The organism is Stenotrophomonas chelatiphaga (assembly GCF_001431535.1).
GTDB classification, from domain to species: domain Bacteria; phylum Pseudomonadota; class Gammaproteobacteria; order Xanthomonadales; family Xanthomonadaceae; genus Stenotrophomonas; species Stenotrophomonas chelatiphaga.
The window spans coordinates 1-13750 of record NZ_LDJK01000018.1; the positions used below are offsets into that span (position 1 = coordinate 1).

General features: G+C 66.5%; 15 protein-coding genes. 4 read left to right on the top strand and 11 right to left on the bottom strand.

Going from position 1 to position 13750, the window contains the following annotated elements; all coding sequences use genetic code 11:
- Positions 1–214: 214 nt before the first annotated feature.
- The 10 genes from phoU to ABB28_RS05820 form a co-directional block, all read right to left on the bottom strand.
- Positions 215–919 (bottom strand): phosphate signaling complex protein PhoU, encoded by a 705-nt coding sequence (gene phoU / locus ABB28_RS05775; protein ID WP_057507730.1) that lies wholly within the window; start codon positions 917–919, stop codon positions 215–217.
- A gap of 32 nt (positions 920–951) precedes the next feature.
- Positions 952–1782 (bottom strand): phosphate ABC transporter ATP-binding protein PstB, encoded by an 831-nt coding sequence (gene pstB / locus ABB28_RS05780; protein WP_057507731.1) that lies wholly within the window; start codon positions 1780–1782, stop codon positions 952–954.
- A 19-nt stretch (positions 1783–1801) separates the two neighbouring features.
- A complete protein-coding gene (gene pstA, locus ABB28_RS05785; RefSeq protein ID WP_057507732.1) occupies positions 1802–2665 on the bottom strand; it encodes a phosphate ABC transporter permease PstA in 864 nt (287 codons plus the stop codon).
- Positions 2665–3633, bottom strand: a complete 969-nt coding sequence (pstC, locus tag ABB28_RS05790) for a phosphate ABC transporter permease subunit PstC (protein WP_057507733.1) — start codon at positions 3631–3633, stop codon at positions 2665–2667. The genes pstA and pstC overlap by 1 nt, the downstream gene beginning before the upstream one ends.
- Positions 3634–3718: 85 nt before the next feature.
- The gene (pstS, locus tag ABB28_RS05795) at positions 3719–4810 is read right to left on the bottom strand and encodes a phosphate ABC transporter substrate-binding protein PstS (protein ID WP_057507734.1); all 1092 of its coding nucleotides are present in this window, start codon (positions 4808–4810) and stop codon (positions 3719–3721) included.
- Between the two features lie 439 nt (positions 4811–5249).
- Entirely contained in the window at positions 5250–6269 is a 1020-nt protein-coding gene (gene pstS / locus ABB28_RS05800) for a phosphate ABC transporter substrate-binding protein PstS (protein WP_042614357.1), read from the bottom strand.
- Between the two features lie 202 nt (positions 6270–6471).
- Positions 6472–7683, bottom strand: coding sequence for an OprO/OprP family phosphate-selective porin (locus tag ABB28_RS05805; RefSeq protein WP_057507735.1), 1212 nt, complete (start codon positions 7681–7683; stop codon positions 6472–6474).
- Between the two features lie 183 nt (positions 7684–7866).
- On the bottom strand, positions 7867–8556 hold the full coding sequence (nth, locus tag ABB28_RS05810) for an endonuclease III (protein WP_057507736.1): 690 nt from the start codon (positions 8554–8556) through the stop codon (positions 7867–7869).
- Positions 8556–8912 carry a hypothetical protein gene (locus tag ABB28_RS05815; protein WP_057507737.1) on the bottom strand — a complete coding sequence of 119 codons (357 nt, stop codon included), beginning with the start codon at positions 8910–8912 and terminating at the stop codon, positions 8556–8558. The genes nth and ABB28_RS05815 overlap by 1 nt, the downstream gene beginning before the upstream one ends.
- 3 nt (positions 8913–8915) lie before the next feature.
- Entirely contained in the window at positions 8916–9710 is a 795-nt protein-coding gene (locus ABB28_RS05820) for an enoyl-CoA hydratase-related protein (protein WP_152983405.1), read from the bottom strand.
- 168 nt (positions 9711–9878) lie between these two features.
- Here ABB28_RS05820 and ABB28_RS05825 point away from each other — a divergent pair, with 168 nt between their 5' ends.
- The 3 genes from ABB28_RS05825 (at position 9879) to ABB28_RS05835 (ending at position 12394) form a co-directional block, all read left to right on the top strand.
- The gene (locus ABB28_RS05825; protein WP_057507738.1) at positions 9879–10580 is read left to right on the top strand and encodes an FKBP-type peptidyl-prolyl cis-trans isomerase N-terminal domain-containing protein; all 702 of its coding nucleotides are present in this window, start codon (positions 9879–9881) and stop codon (positions 10578–10580) included.
- A 99-nt stretch (positions 10581–10679) separates the two neighbouring features.
- A complete protein-coding gene (locus ABB28_RS05830) occupies positions 10680–11492 on the top strand; it encodes a CoA pyrophosphatase (protein ID WP_057507739.1) in 813 nt (270 codons plus the stop codon).
- Positions 11489–12394: a sulfurtransferase gene (locus ABB28_RS05835; RefSeq protein ID WP_057507740.1), complete on the top strand. Its 906-nt coding sequence runs from the start codon at positions 11489–11491 to the stop codon at positions 12392–12394. The genes ABB28_RS05830 and ABB28_RS05835 overlap by 4 nt, the downstream gene beginning before the upstream one ends.
- Before the next feature lie 34 nt (positions 12395–12428).
- Here ABB28_RS05835 and ABB28_RS05840 read toward each other — a convergent pair whose 3' ends face one another.
- Positions 12429–12998, bottom strand: a complete 570-nt coding sequence (locus tag ABB28_RS05840) for an N-acetylmuramoyl-L-alanine amidase (protein WP_057507741.1) — start codon at positions 12996–12998, stop codon at positions 12429–12431.
- Positions 12999–13070: 72 nt separating this feature from the next.
- Between ABB28_RS05840 and ABB28_RS05845 the strand changes: the two genes are divergently transcribed.
- Positions 13071–13598 (top strand): alpha/beta hydrolase, encoded by a 528-nt coding sequence (locus ABB28_RS05845; protein WP_057507742.1) that lies wholly within the window; start codon positions 13071–13073, stop codon positions 13596–13598.
- Positions 13599–13750 lie beyond the last annotated feature (152 nt).

Sequence of the window (13750 nt, forward strand, 5' to 3'; positions counted from 1 at the left end):
ATGCGTGGCAGGGGGCGGGGCAGGGGCGTCGACGGGCGAGGGCAGCGGGGTGTCAGTCATACCCGAATTCTAACAGAGGCGGCCGGTCGGCCCCGGCCCATGGGGTTGCCGGCGAGCGGCTGCGGCCAGCCAGCGAGGGCCTTCCCCCCCAACGGCGGCCTCGAACGAGGAAAGCCGAGCAGGGCTCGGCTTCCAGGCAACACCGTGCCACGGATCATTCCGCGGCGCTGGAGGTCTCGTCGCGCTTCTCGCGCGGCGGCAGCGGCTGTTCGCCATGCACCAGGAACCAGACGTTTTCGGCGATGTTGGTGGCGTGGTCGCCGACCCGCTCCAGGTTCTTGGCCATGAACAGCAGGTGGGTGCACGGGGTGATGTTGCGCGGGTCTTCCATCATGTAGGTCAGCAGCTCGCGGAACAGCGCGGTGTACTGCGCATCCAGGCGTGCGTCGTCCTCGCGCAGCGCCAGCGCCGCGTCCACGTCGTTGTCCCGATAGGCTTCGATGGCCCGACGCACCTGCACCGCGGCCAGCCGGCCCAGCGCACGCAGGCCCTGGATCTGCGGCAGCGGCGGCACCCTGCCCAGCGCGATGGAGCGCTTGGCCACGTTGGCGGCATAGTCGCCGATGCGTTCGATATCGGCCGGGATGCGCAGGCCGGCGAGGATCTCGCGCAGGTCGCGCGCCATCGGGCCACGCAGCGACAGGCGCATGACGTCGTGGCTGATCTGCTGTTCCAGCGCGTCGATGGCTTCGTCGTTGGCGATGATGCGGCGGGCGGCATTCTCGTCGCGCTTCTCGATCACGTCCATCGACGCCTCGAGCTGGGCCACGGCCATCTCGCCCATGCGCACGATTTCGGCCACCAGGCGCTGCTGCTCTTCGTCGTAACTCTTGACGATGTGGTCGTTGGGAAGGTTCATGTCTGTGCTCTCGGAAGGGGGCGTGCGGCGGATCAGCCGAAGCGGCCGGTGATGTAGTCTTCGGTCTGCTGCTTGCTGGGCTGCGAGAAGATCACCTCGGTCCGGTCATGCTCGATCAGGTCGCCCAGGTACATGAAGGCGGTGTAGTCCGAAACACGCGCGGCCTGCTGCATGTTGTGGGTCACGATGACGATGGTGTAGTCGTGCTTGAGCTCTTCCACCAGCTGTTCGATGCGGCTGGTGGAGATCGGATCCAGCGCGGAGGTCGGTTCGTCCAGCAGCAGCACGTCCGGGCGCAGGGCGACGGCGCGTGCGATGCACAGGCGCTGCTGCTGGCCACCGGACAGGCCCAATGCGCTCTGGCCCAGCTTGTCCTTCACTTCGTCCCACAGCGCGCCCTGGCGCAGCGCATGTTCGACGCGGTCGTTCATGTCCGCCTTGGACAGTTTTTCGTGGTGGCGGATGCCGTAGGCCACGTTCTCGAAGATGGTCATCGGGAACGGAACCGGCTTCTGGAACACCATGCCGACCTTGCTGCGCAGGCGGTTCATCGGGTACTTCGGCGACAGGATGTTCTCACCATCCAGCAGCACTTCGCCGCGCGCTTCCAGCTTCGGGTACAGCGCGTAGATGCGGTTGAAGATGCGCAGCAGGGTCGACTTGCCGCAGCCGGACGGACCGATCAGCGCGGTGACGCGCTTTTCCGGCACTTCGATGTCGATGCCCTTCAGGGCATGGAACTTGTCGTAGTAGAAGTCCAGTCCACGCGCGGTCAGCTTGACCGGCGCCGGGGTGGCAAGCGATTCATGCGAGGCCGGGACCACGATGCGCTGCATCGGCACGGCGTTGGAAAGATCGTTCATGGCAGTGTCCGCGGAAAGGTCAGTCATGGGAGATACGGTTGCGCAGCAGGATGCCGCGTGCGCTCAGGCTGATAAGGAGCACGAAGACGGTCAGCACCAGCGCGCCGGCCCAGGCCAGCACCTGCCAGGATTCGTACGGGCTGCCGGCGAACTGGTTCATCACCACCGGCACCGAGGCCATCGGCTGGAACACGTTGCTGCTCCAGTACTGGTTGCCGAAGGCGGTGAACAGCAGCGGGGCGGTCTCGCCGGAAATGCGTGCCAGCGCCAGCAGGATGCCGGTGACGATGCCGGCCGACGCGCTGCGATACAGCACCTGCACGGTGACCTTCCACTGCGGGATGCCCAGCGACAGCGCCGCTTCGCGCATCTGCGAAGGCACCAGGCGCAGCATCTCGTCAGTGGTGCGTACCACCACCGGCAGCACGATGAAGGCCAGCGCCAGCGCACCGGCGAAGGCGGAGAAGCTGCCGCCGGTCTGCATCACGAACAGCGTGTAGACGAACAGGCCGAGCACGATCGACGGGGCCGACAGCAGGATGTCGTTGACGAAGCGGACCACGGTGCCGGCCTTGCGGAAGTTGCCGTACTCGGCCAGCCAGGTGCCGGCCAGCACGCCCAGCGGGGTGCCGATGCCGATCGCCATGGCGCACATCACCGCGCTGCCGTAGAAGGCATTGGCCAGGCCACCTTCCTGCATCGGCGGCGGGGTCATCTGGGTGAACAGCGCCCAGTTGATGCCCGGGATGCCCTTGGAAAACAGCGTCCACAGGATCCAGCCGAGGAAGAACAGGCCGAACAGCGCGGTGACGACGGACAGCAGGATCGCGATGACGTTGCCGATGCGACGGCGCAGGTACAGCGATTCAGTGGCAGTGGACATCAGTTGCCCTCCTTGCGGGACAGGCGCATCAACATCAGGCGGGCGATGGCGAGCACCACGAAGGTGACGATGAACAGTACGAAGCCGAGCAGCAGCAGCGCCGAACGGTAGGTTTCGGTGGCCTCGCCGAAGTCATTGGCGATCAACGCGGCGATGGTGGTACCCGGCTCCAGCAGCGACGGCGACAGGCGCACGCTGTTGCCGATCACGAAGGCCACGGCCATGGTCTCGCCCAGGGCGCGCCCCAGGCCGAGGAAGATGCCGCCGATCACCGCCGAACGGGTGTAGGGCAGCACGATGTCCCAGCTGACTTCCCACTTGGTCGAACCCAGCGCATACGCCGATTCCTTCAGGCGGGTCGGCACGGTCAGGAACACTTCGCGCATCACCGAAGAGATGAACGGAATGACCATGATGGCCAGCACGAAACCGGCGGTGAGTATGCCGATGCCCAGCGGCGGACCCTGGAACATCGGACCGATGATCGGCCATTCGCCCAGGGTTTCGTTGAGGAAGGGGGTCACATGCTCGGTCATCACCGGCACCAGCACGAACAGGCCCCACATGCCGTAGATGATGGAAGGAATGCCGGCCAGCAGTTCGATGGCGGTGCCGACCGGGCCACGCAGCCAGCGCGGGGCGACTTCGGTCAGGAAGAAGGCGATGCCGAAGCTCACCGGTACGGCGATCACCATCGCGATCAGCGCGGTGACCAGGGTGCCGTAGATCGGTGCCAGCGCACCGAATTTGTTCTCCACCGGATTCCATTCGGAGGAGTAGAAGAAACTCAGGCCCTGCGCTTCCAGGGCGTGGCGACCGCCCCACAGCATCGACAGCGCGGCGCAGGCCAGCGCGGCCAGGACGAAGATGACGGTGCCGACCAGCACCCAGCGGAACAGGCGGTCGTTGCGGGCATCACGCGTGTCACGCGTGGAAGGTACGGCGGCAGGCTGTGCGATGGCATTCATGGGATGGGCGGCGCGGCCAGTTGGGGGCGGGGTGATGCGGTACGCAGAAGGACGGTGCCCGCGCGGGGCGGGCACCGTGCCGGCATCACTTCAGTTCGGTGCCCCAGTAGGCTTCGATCTGGGTGACCAGCTCGGCCGGCAGCGGCACGTAGTGCAGCTCGTTGGCCTGGGTCTGGCCGTTTTCGAAGGCCCACTTGAAGAACGCCAGCGCGTCCTGGTTGCGCTTGGCATCCTTGGGCTGCTTCTGCATCAGCATGAAGTTGGTGGCGGTGATCGGCCAGGCCTGCTCACCCGGTGCATTGGTGATGACCAGGTTGAAGTCCTTGGCACTGGCCCAGTCGGCGCTGGCGGCCGCGGCGGCGAAGGTTTCAGCGCTCGGCTGCACCCAGGTGCCGGCCGCGTTCTGCATGGAGGTGTACGGCATGCTGTTCTGCAGGGCGTAGGCCAGTTCGACGTAGCCGATGGAACCCTTGATCTGCTTCACGTACGAAGCCACGCCTTCGTTGCCCTTGCCACCGACGCCGTCCGGCCACTGTACGGAGGTGCCTTCGCCGACCTTGCCCTTCCAGTCCGCGCTGACCTTGGACAGGTAGTTGGTGAAGTTGAAGGTGGTGCCCGAACCGTCGGAGCGGTGGACCAGGGTGATCTTGCCTTCCGGCAGGGTCACGCCCGGGTTGGCGGCGATGATCGCCGGGTCGTTCCAGGTCTTGATCTTGCCCAGGAAGATGTCCGCCAGCAGGGTGCCACTCAGGCGCAGCTTGCCCGGCTCCAGGCCTTCGATGTTGACCACCGGCACCACGCCGCCGATGGCCGACGGGAACTGCGCCAGGCCGGACTGGGCCAGCTCTTCGCTGCTCAGCGGCTTGTCCGAGGAACCGAAATCGACGGTGCCCGCCTTGATCTGCGCGATGCCGCCGCCGGAGCCGATCGACTGGTAGTTGATCTTGGCGCCGCTGGCGGCGTTGTAATCGGCCGACCACTTGGACACCAGCGGGAAGATGAAGGAAGCGCCGGCGCCGGAGACTTCGGCGCTGACCTTGTCACCGGCGGCCGGGGCCGCAGCGGTGGAGCCGTCAGCCGGCTGCTGGGCGGTCGGTGCTTCGTTGCCGCCGCAGGCCGACAGGCCGAGGGCAATGGCCAGGGAAAGGGTGGCCAGGCCGGCCTTCTGCAGTTTCATGCGTCACTCCATAGCGGTAGGTTGCCGGTCTGTCCGGCGGTTGCGGCTATGAAATGATGTTTTTGTTACAACCTGATGACGCAGGTGACAGGCTACCCGCAGCGCCCCTGTTGACGGGCCTTTCACGACCCAGCGCCGTCCAGCCAAGGCACCTGCGCCACCCGAACTGCGCGGCTTCTGCTCTCGCCTTTCACCCCCACCGCGCCCGCAGTCTGTCCCCAGCGGTGCCGGGTGCGGTAGTGCAGGACGCTGAGCCGCATGGATGCGGCGACGCAGCCTACAAGGACGTACTTACGGCGTGTCCGGCACTACCCCACCCGGCACCGCGTTCCTGCAGGAAGACCGGGCGCAAAAAAAAACGCGCAACCCTGGAAGGTCGCGCGCCCCGGAAAGGGCCGGCGGAGGGAGAGAGTCCCCGCCGGCCCCATGCCTCGATGGATCAGTACTTCAGGTTCTGCGTCCAATACGTTTCGATCTGCTGCACCAGGCTGTCCGGCAGCGGCACGTAGTCCAGCTGCTTGGCTTGGTTGTCACCGCTCTTGTAGATCCAGCGGAAGAAGTCCTGGGTCGCCTTGGCGTTGGCCACGTTGCGCGGCTGCTTGCGCACCAGGATGAAGTTTGTGGCGGTGATCGGCCAGGCCTGGGCGCCCGGTGCGTTGGTCATCACCAGGTAGAAGTCCTTGGCGTTGGCCCAGTCGGCGCTGGCGGCCGCAGCGGCGAAGGTGGTGTCCGACGGTTGCACGACATTGCCGGCGGCGTTCTTCATCGACGCATAGGACATGCGGTTCTGCAGGGCGTAGGACAGTTCGACGTAGCCGATGCCGCCCTTGATCTGCTTGACGTACGCGGCGACGCCTTCGTTGCCCTTGCCGCCGATGCCGGCCGGCCACTGGACCGAGGTGCCTTCACCGACCTTGGTCTTCCACTCCGGGCTGACTTTGGACAGGTAGTTGACGAAGTTGAAGGTGGTGCCCGAACCGTCCGAACGGTGGACGATGGTGACCTTCGCAGCCGGCAGGGTCAGGCCCGGGTTCAGCGCGGCGATGGCCGGGTCGTTCCAGGTCTTGATCTTGCCCAGGAAGATGTTGGCCAGGGTGGCGCCATCCAGCTTCAGCGCGCCCGGGGCGATGCCGGCCACGTTGATCACCGGCACCACGCCGCCGATCACCGACGGGAACTGGGCCAGGCCTGCAGCCGCCAGTTCTTCCGGCTTCAGCGGGGCATCGGAGGAACCGAAGTCGACCGTGGCGGCCTTGATCTGCGCGATGCCACCGCCGGAACCGATGGACTGGTAATTGACCTTCTTGCCGGTGGCGACGGTGTAATCGGCCGACCACTTGGACATCACGGGGAAGATGAAGGACGCGCCGGCGCCGGTCACATCAGCGGCGTTGGCGGCGAAGACGGACGACGCGGCCAGGATGGCGACGGCGGCGCGCGACTTGAAGGCGTGGATCACGGGGATGGCTCCTGGGTGGTGGACGGGTGAGTACCCGTCGTGTCGCTGCACATTCCATAACCATTTCGTGACACCAGCGCGACTGTCACATGACGCATCCATGACAGCGCGAAAAAGCTTCCGCGGCCGATCAGCCCGCAAACGCAGAAGGGCACGGCGCAATGCCGTGCCCTCCACGATCAGCTGACTGCAACTGCGGGGCTTACCAGAAGAACTGCAGGCGCGCTTCCAGGATGTTCGGGTCGTCGTTGACGAAGCCACGCGCGCTGGAGCTGTACTTCTCGCTGTCCACCATCACGTAGTTCAGCGCGAACTTGGTGTTGGAGCGCCAGTAGTAGTTCACGCCCACGGTCCAGATATCCATCTTGCCGCCCAGCACGCCGTCCACGATCGGCGGACGACCGGCGACCGGGTTGGCGCTCAGGTTGCCGTCGTTGAGGTCCATGTGGTCGTAACGTGCGCCAAGCTGCCACATGCCGCTGCCCGGGTTGTCCGGCAGGCCGGTGCCCGGCACGCCGCCCTTGTAGCCCCAGGTCTCGCCGGTGATGTTCCACAGGCCGCTGACATAGAAGCCATCGCTGGTGTAGTTGTCGTTGGCCATGCGCTTGGCCTTGCTGCTGTAGTACTCACCTTGCGCCTTGAACGGGCCGCCGATGTACATCGCTTCCACGCCCAGCGTGGTGACGCGGTCGGTGTCGACCATGTTGCCGCTGTCGACGAGGCGCACGGTGGCCAGGTCGGCGTTCGGACGGGCACGCACGCGCAGGGTATCTGCGTCGGTGTCGTAGGCCACGTAGCTCAGGCCGAAATGCAGCACCTGGCCCTTTTCGTTGATCGGGGCGAAGGTGCCGCGCGCGCCGTAGCCGCTGCCGTGGGCCAGGTTGCGGGTCAGTTCGCGGCCGAAGGCGCTGGCGGTCACCGACCAGTTGTCCTGGCCGTAGCCCCAGGCGCCGCCGAGGCGACGCGCCACCGCGTAGGTGTTGGTGACGGCGGCCTTGGAGATGAAGTCGTTGTTCTTGGTGCTGGACAGCTCTTCCAGGCTGTTGGGCTGCTTGTACTGGCCCAACTGCAGGTAGTGGTTGCTGTTGCCACCCAGCTTGTACTTGATGTTGGTGTCGAGGAACTTGTCAGCCTTGGCGTCGTAGCCGACCACCCATTCCACGTTGCCCGGGCCCTTGCCCTTGAGCACCAGTTCGGCGCGGCGCAGCTCGAATTCGCTGTCCTTGCCGTTGGCTGCATCGCCGCCGTTGAGGTCGGCTACATCGTTGTCGAACCAGTTGCCATCGGCCTGGACCAGGCCTTCGAAGGTGATCTCCGAGCCGCCGATCACATCGATGGCCACTTCAGCGTGGGCGGCCGGGACGAACAGCGCAGCCGCAACGGCCGCAGTGAGAAGTTGGCGATGCAGTTTCATGGAGAAAGTAGCCTTGCAGGCAGGTGGGAAGATGCGCGCAGGCTAGATCGTGAAGATTGCGTAAATATGACAGTTCGCGAACGGCCGTCGGCCGCGAGGGGCCTTGCCCACCAACAAGGTGCCTATCAGGCCCGACCCATATGACGGCAGGATTGCGTCCCGATGGCAGCGCGTGTGCCCGCGTCAGGCGGCCAGCGTCTTGTCCTTGAAGCGGCACAGATCGCGGATCACGCACTGCGGACAGTCCGGTTTGCGCGCTTTGCACACATAGCGCCCGTGCAGGATCAACCAGTGGTGCGCATCGAGCAGGAACTCCGCTGGAATCGCCTTCATCAGCCCGTCCTCGACCGCGCGCACGTCCTTGCCCGGTGCCAGCCCGGTTCGGTTGGAAACGCGGAAAATATGCGTATCCACCGCCATGGTCGGCTGCCCGAAGGCGGTGTTGAGCACCACGTTGGCGGTCTTGCGGCCCACGCCGGGCAGGGCTTCCAGCGCGGCGCGGTCCTGCGGCACCACGCTGCCGTGCTGCTCGACCAGCAGGCGGCAGGCGGCGATCACATTCTTCGCCTTGGCGTTGAACAGGCCGATGGTGGAGATGTAGCGCTTCAGTCCTTCCTCGCCCAGGTCCAGGATTGCCTGCGGCGTGTTGGCCACCGGAAACAGCTTGCGCGTGGCCTTGTTGACGCCCACGTCGGTGGCCTGCGCGGACAGTGCCACGGCCACCAGCAGCTCGAACGGCGAGCTGTATTCCAGCTCGGTCTTCGGGTGCGGATTGAGTTCGCGCAGCCGGGTGAACATTTCCACCACGTCGGCGCGCGGCATCTTCGCGGTACGCCGCGCGGGTGCGCGTGCGGTCTTGCTGGCGGTAGCCATCAGTTTCCTTTCGATGCGGCGGCGCGCGCCTTCGCGCGGGCCAGGATCGCCGCGGCGGCAGAGGGCAGGGCAGGCTTCTGGTCGGGTGCCGGCGGCGGTGCACGGCGCGCATCACGCTCGGCATCGCGGCGCGCCAGGCGTACCGCGCGTGCCCGGTAGCGCTCACGTGCCGCCCAGGCCCGGCGCAGTTGGTGCTGGGCCTGCAGCAAGCGCTGCGGCAGATCCGGATGCCCGGGCACCCGGCTGCCATCGGCATCACCGGGCGCGTACTCCATCAGGCCAGCCTGCACGGCGCCATCCAGGTCGTCGGCCAGCACCCGCTGCAACAACAGCGCAGGGTCGATCACGCGGGCCATGGTTCAGCGGTTCTGGAACATGGCGGCACGCCGCTCAAGGAAGGCGCTGGTGCCTTCTCGCATGTCGTGGGTGGCAAACAGCAGCCCGAACTGCGCACTTTCGTATTCCAGCCCCGATTCCAGGCTGCATTCGCCGCCCACGTGTACCGCATCCAGCAGCGCACGCACGGCCAGCGGCGCCGCGTTTGCCAGCCGCTCGGCAAGTCCGGCTACCCGCGCATCCAGGTCATCGGCGCTGGCGACCTCGTTGACCAGCCCCAGCTGCAGCGCCCGCGCGGCATCGATCGGGGTGCCCAGCAGGCACAGTTCCAGCGCTGCGGCGCGCCCGCACAGGCGCAGCAGGCGCTGGCTGCCGCCGAAGCCGGGAATCAGTCCCAGGGTGATCTCCGGCTGGCCCAGCCGGGCGGTATCGACGGCAATGCGCAGGTGGCAGGCCATGGCCAGTTCCAGCCCGCCACCCAGCGCGAACCCGTTGACGCGCGCGATGACCGGCTTGGGCATCCGCTCGATCTGACGCATAAGGCGCTGGCCCAGAAGGGAAAAGTCCCGTCCCTCCACGGCCGACAGGGTATTCATCTCGCTGATGTCAGCCCCTGCAACGAAGGCTTTCGGCCCGGCGCCGGTCAGGATCACGACGCGTACGGCCGGGTCCTGGGCGGCCTGCTCGAAGGCTGCAGCCAGTGCGCGCAGGGTTTCCCCGTTGAGCGCATTGAGTTTCTCCGGCCGCTGCACCGTCACGGTGCGGATGAAACCGTGGTCCAATACGACAACGGGGGCGGCAATCGGGGCGTCGGCCACGCTGAATCTCCAGAAACGTTAAAAAATAGTGATGTTGAACTCTTGAAACGCAGTCAGGTCAAAGCCTGCGTTGTCAGTAGCGGAACCCCCCTCGCGGCCGCTATCCTAACCCGTCGCCTCAGGGCGGCGAAAACGCCCCCTGAGTTACCACCCCTGGAGAATTGTTTGATGAAGTTGCGTTCTATCGCGGTCGCCGTCGCGGCCCTGGCCCTGACGGGCAATGCCTTCGCCCAGGACGTTGCGTCCGAAAAGGGCAAGCTCAGCTATTACTTCGGTTACGACTACGGCAATAACCTTGCCGAGCTGACCGGTCGCGGTGAACAGCTGGACATCAACTCGGTGGTGAAGGGCCTGCAGGATGCCTACGCCAAGAAGCAGCCGGCCATCACCGCCGACCAGCTGAAGCCGGCCGTTGAAGCGTTCCAGAAGCGCGAGCAGGGTCGTGCGCAGGCTGCCAAGGCCGAGTACGACAAGGCTGCTGCTGAAAACAAGACCAAGAGCACCCAGTTCCTGGCCACCAACAAGGCCAAGTCGGGCGTGCAGACCCTCGCCAGCGGCGTGCAGTACCGCGTGATCGAAGCCGGCAACGGCGCCAAGCCGACCCAGGCCAGCACCGTGCAGCTGGAAGTGGCCGGTCCGTTCCCGTACGGCACCCGCCCGGCTGAAGCCCGTCCCGCCCAGCAGATTCCTGCGATGAAGCTGAGCGAAGTGGAAATGAAGGCCATGCGCGAGACCCTGCTGCAGATGCCGGCCGGTTCGAAGTGGGAAGTCACCCTGCCGCCGGAACAGGCCTACGGTGCGGACCCGCGTACCCCGTTCCCGCCGAACGTGGCCGTGCAGTTTGAAATCAAGCTGGTCAGCGTCAAGTAATCAGCAACACGGTTCTACCCGACGCGCCGGTGGCTTCCACCGGCGCGTTTTTGTTTGCGCCGGGTGCCGGCCGTGGCACATTCGCGGTAATGTACGGCGGTGCAAACCACGGAAAAAACAGCACGTGCCGTGCCCAGTCCCTGCATTGGAAAATGCGAACTCGACCCGCATCGGTCGTGCACCGGCTGCCTGCGCAGCATCGACGAAATCGCGCGGTGGTCGTCGATGAGCGAGCGCGAACGGCAGCACGTCATGCACCATCGGCTGCCGCTGCGCGAGCAGCTCCGCGCTTCACTGGAAGGCTCGCTGGCCGACCACCAACGCCTGATGCGCGCGCTGCATCCGCTGGATGCGCCGCCCCAAGGTGATGGCTGGAACCGCAGCGAACTGATCGACCTGCTGCCCCCCGGGCCGCTGGTCGAAGCGGCCGTGCTGGCCGGTATCGTGCCGCGTGCCACCGGCGCGCAGGTGATCCTGACCCGCCGCACCGAAGCGCTGCGCCAGCATGGTGGCCAGGTGGGTTTTCCCGGCGGCCGCACCGAAGCCGATGACGCCGATGCGGTTGCCGCGGCGTTGCGCGAAAGCAACGAAGAGATTGCGTTGGCGGCCGGCCAGGTGCAGGCACTCGGTTATCTGGATCCGTTCGTGACCATTACCGGTTACCGCGTGACGCCGGTGGTGGCGGTGATCGATCCGGCCTTCAAGCCCATTCCATCCCCTGATGAAGTGGCCGATGTGTTCGAAGTGCCGCTGGATTTCCTGATGTCTCCGGACAACCTGCGCCACGTGGAAATCACCCATCGCGGGCGCGTGCGCCATGTCCTGGAATACAGCTGGCCGGGCCAGCGGATATGGGGCGCCACCGCAGCCATCCTGTACAACCTGCGCCGTCGCCTGGAGCAAGTGCAATGACCGACATTGAAGGACGCTGGAACCCGCTGGTCGACGCGGCATCATTGGCCGCGATGCTCGACGCCGATACGCTCCGCGTGGTGGACGCACGCGCCACCGCCAGCACCGCCGTGCGCGTGGTCGATGCGCGGTTTTCGCTGACCGATGCGCAGGCCGGGGCTGCGCAGTACGCCGCCGGGCACATTCCCGGTGCGGTGCATGCCGATCTCGACCACGATCTTTCAGACAAGCGCAGCGTGGGCCACGGCCGGCATCCGCTGCCGGACAGCGCATCCTTTGCTGCCACCGTCGGTCGCTGGGGCATCGGCCCGGACACCCAGGTGGTGGTGTATGACGCGGCCGAAGGCAGCATGGCCGCCGCACGCCTGTGGTGGCTGCTGCGCTTGATGGGGCATGCCCGGGTGTCCGTGCTTGATGGCGGCTTCGCGGCGTGGCAGCAGTCCGGTCTGCCGGTAAGCACGGAGGTCATCCCCCCCGCCGCACTGCCGCCGTATCCCGGCCAGCTGGATGGCCGCCAGGTGGCGAGTGCGGACGAAGTATCGATGCGGCTGAAGCATGCCGCCGGCTGGCTGGTCGATGCACGCGCCAACGAACGTTTCCGCGGTGCAGTGGAGCCGCTCGATCCGGTGGCCGGCCACGTACCCGGTGCGGTCAACCGTCCGTTCGCGTTGAACGTGGTGGACGGCAGGATGCGTCCGGCCGATGCACTGCGTGCCGAACTGCAGCAGGTGATCGGCGCGCATGATCCCGCGCAGGTGGTGCTGATGTGTGGATCGGGCGTTACCGCCTGCCATCTGTTGCTGGCGATGGAATCGGCCGGCCTGCATGGCGCGCGCGTCTACGCCGATTCGTGGAGCGGCTGGATCAGTGACCCAGCCCGGCCGGTGGCGACCGGCGCGTAATCCATCCGTGGTGGCGGGCAGGCCCGCCGCCCTTTTACGGTACGGCGTGCCGGAGCGGGACGCCGGCCAGCACCTCGTGCCATGGGAACAACGGGCCCGGATCGCGCTTGCGCGCCACCGTGATCGCCGCATCGTCGCTGGCCGGGATCTGCTCCAGGTCCAGCTCGTCGTGGCCCACGATGTGGCGCAATGACGGATGGCGCGCCGCCAGCGCGCGCACCAGCACGAGCAGGGCCGCGATCTGCGCGGCAGGGTAGGCTTCCTGCATGGATTGGCAACGGCTGTCGAACCAGTCCGGATAGCGGCCCGTGTTGACCAGCTCGATGCCGATGGACGTCGCGTTCATGCCCCGCACGTGGTGGGCGATGCGGTCGGTGGCCACGTACTGGTACACGCTGCCATCGCGGTCGATGTAGAAGTGTCCGCTGTTGCCGGTCCCGCTTTCGTACAGCGGCTTCTCACCGTACTGGCGGGCCATCGCCAGGTCCGGCAGTTCGGTGCAATGCACCACCACCGTCTGCAGGCTGTCCGTCGCGCGCAGGGGCAGCAGGTCGTGGTAGGGCAGCGGCTGGATCTGCAGCCCGGGAATCAGCGGATTCGGCATGTGCCGATGCTAGCATTGCGCGATGAACTGCATTCCCGAAATGACCGCTGCGCGTGTCCCGACGGTGTCCGCATGAGCCGCGGCCACTGCATCCTGTCGCATGGCTTCGAAAGCGGCCCCGATGCCATCAAGGTGACCGCGCTGGCCGACGTGGCCGAGCGGCTTGGCTGGACCCACGAGCGGCCCGACTTCATGGACCTGGATGCCAGGGCGGAGGTGAGCAGGCTCGGCGACGTGCCGGCACGGCTGCAGCGGCTGATCGTGCTGGCCACGACCGCCGCGGCCCGCGGCCCGGTGGTGCTGGCCGGGTCCAGCCTGGGCGCCTACATTTCCGCCATCGCCTCGCTGCAGGTGCCGGTGGCGGGCCTGTTCCTGATGGTGCCGCCGACCACCATGGGCCCCATGCCCGCGTTGGATGCGGCTGCCGTGCCAATCAGCGTAGTGCACGCCTGGCATGACGAACTGATCCCCGCGACTGCGGTCATCGACTGGGCGCGCAAGCGCTCGGCATCGCTGCTGCTGGTCAACGACGGCCATCGCCTGAACGACCACGTGGCCGAATCCTCGGCCGCCTTCGAAGCCCTGCTGCGCCGCCTGTAAGACGCCGCCCCCGGTAGGGACGGCCGCTGGCCGTCCTGCGCTTGCAACAGGCACGCCCCGGTAGGGACGGCCGCTGGCCGTCCTGCTCCTGCACCCCGCCGAGCACGGCTCGGCGCTACCACGGGCTTGCTCGCTGACGACCGATCCCCACG